This is a genomic window from Micromonospora maritima (assembly GCF_902825405.1).
Lineage (GTDB): Bacteria > Actinomycetota > Actinomycetes > Mycobacteriales > Micromonosporaceae > Micromonospora > Micromonospora maritima.
Map to the genome: position 1 here is coordinate 1 of NZ_CADEAU010000787.1, position 1700 is coordinate 1700.

A 1700-nucleotide genomic window follows, 5' to 3' on the forward strand; every position below is an offset into this window, starting at 1 on the left:
GCCGACACCGGCCACACCGTCGCGGCGGCGTCCAGCAGGCCGGCGCCGGTCGGGGTCGCGGCGGCGGGCTCGTCGCCCTGCTCGACGATGACGTGGGCGTTGGTGCCGGAGATGCCGAACGACGACACGGCGGCCCGGCGCTGGCGCGGCACCGACGGCCACGGGCGCGCCTCGGTGACCAGCTCGACCGCGCCGGTGTCCCAGTCGATGTGCGGGGACGGCTCGTCCACGTGCAGCGTGCGCGGGACGGTGCCGTGCCGCATGGCCTGCACCATCTTGATCACACCGGCGACGCCGGCGGCGGCCTGGGCGTGGCCGATGTTCGACTTCACCGAGCCGAGCAGCAGCGGCCGGTCGGTGGGCCGGTCCTGCCCGTACGTGGCCAGCAGCGCCTGCGCCTCGATCGGGTCGCCGAGCGTGGTGCCGGTGCCGTGCGCCTCGACCACGTCCACGTCGGACGGGCCGAGGCGGGCGGCGGCCAGGGCCGCCCGGATGACCCGCTGCTGCGACGGTCCGTTGGGGGCGGTGAGCCCGTTGGACGCGCCGTCGGAGTTGACCGCGCTGCCGCGGACCACGGCGAGCACGTGGCGGCCCTGCCGGCGGGCGTCGGAGAGGCGCTGCACGAGCAGCAGGCCGACGCCCTCGGACCAGCCGGTGCCGTCGGCGGCGGCGGCGAACGACTTGCACCGGCCGTCGGCCGCGAGCCCGCGCTGGCGGGAGAACTCGACGAACGCCGTGGGGGTGGCCATCACGATGACGCCGCCCGCGAGAGCCAGGTCGCACTCGCCGCGGCGCAGCGCCTGCCCGGCCCAGTGCAGCGCGACGAGCGAGGACGAGCAGGCCGTGTCGAGGGACACCGCCGGGCCTTCCAGGCCGTACGTGTAGGCGACCCGGCCGGAGATGACGCTGCTGGTCATGCCGGTGAGCGCGTATCCGGAGGTCTCCTCCGGGGCGAAGGCGAGCAGCGAGCCGTAGTCCTGTCCGCTGGTGCCGACGAACACGCCGGTGCTGCTGCCGCGGACCGAGGTCGGGTCGATGCCGGCGGACTCGAACGTCTCCCAGGTGGTCTCCAGCAGCAGCCGCTGCTGCGGGTCCATGGCGAGCGCCTCGCGCGGGCTGATGCCGAAGAAGCCGGGGTCGAAGCGGTCGACGTCGGCGAGGAAGCCGCCGCCCCGGGCGTAGAACGTGCCGGTGGCGTCCGGGTCGGGGCTGTACAGCGTGTCCAGGTCCCAGCCCCGGTCGCCGGGCAGGTCGGTGATGGCGTCGACCCCGTCGGCGACCAGCCGCCACAGGTCGTCCGGGTTGGCCACGCCGCCGGGCAGCCGGCAGGCCATCCCGACGATGGCCAGCGGCTCGTCGTCGCCGACGACGACCGGCGCGGCGGCCGGCCGGGCCGGCACCGGGGTGCCGGCGATCTCGGTGTCCAGGTGGGCGGCGAGGTCGTGCGGGCTCGGGTGGTCGAAGACGAGCGTCGCCGGCAGGCGCAGGCCGAACGCGTTGCCGAGCCGGTTGCGCATCTCGACGGCGGTCAGCGAGTCGAAGCCGAGGTCGCTGAACGCCCGGCGCGGGTCGACGGCGGCCGGGTCGGGGTAGCCGAGCACGGCGGCGGCCTGCCCCCGGACGATCTCCACGAGCGCGGTGCGGCGGTCGGTGTCGCCGAGCGCGGCGAGCTGCTGCACCAGGGACGCGCCGGTGGCCGG

General features: G+C 76.2%; 1 protein-coding gene. It reads right to left on the reverse strand.

The genetic code is table 11. The features are described from left to right. Window positions 1–1700 (reverse strand): type I polyketide synthase (locus HUW36_RS32275; RefSeq protein ID WP_174531512.1); only part of this gene is annotated, 1700 nt, incomplete at both ends.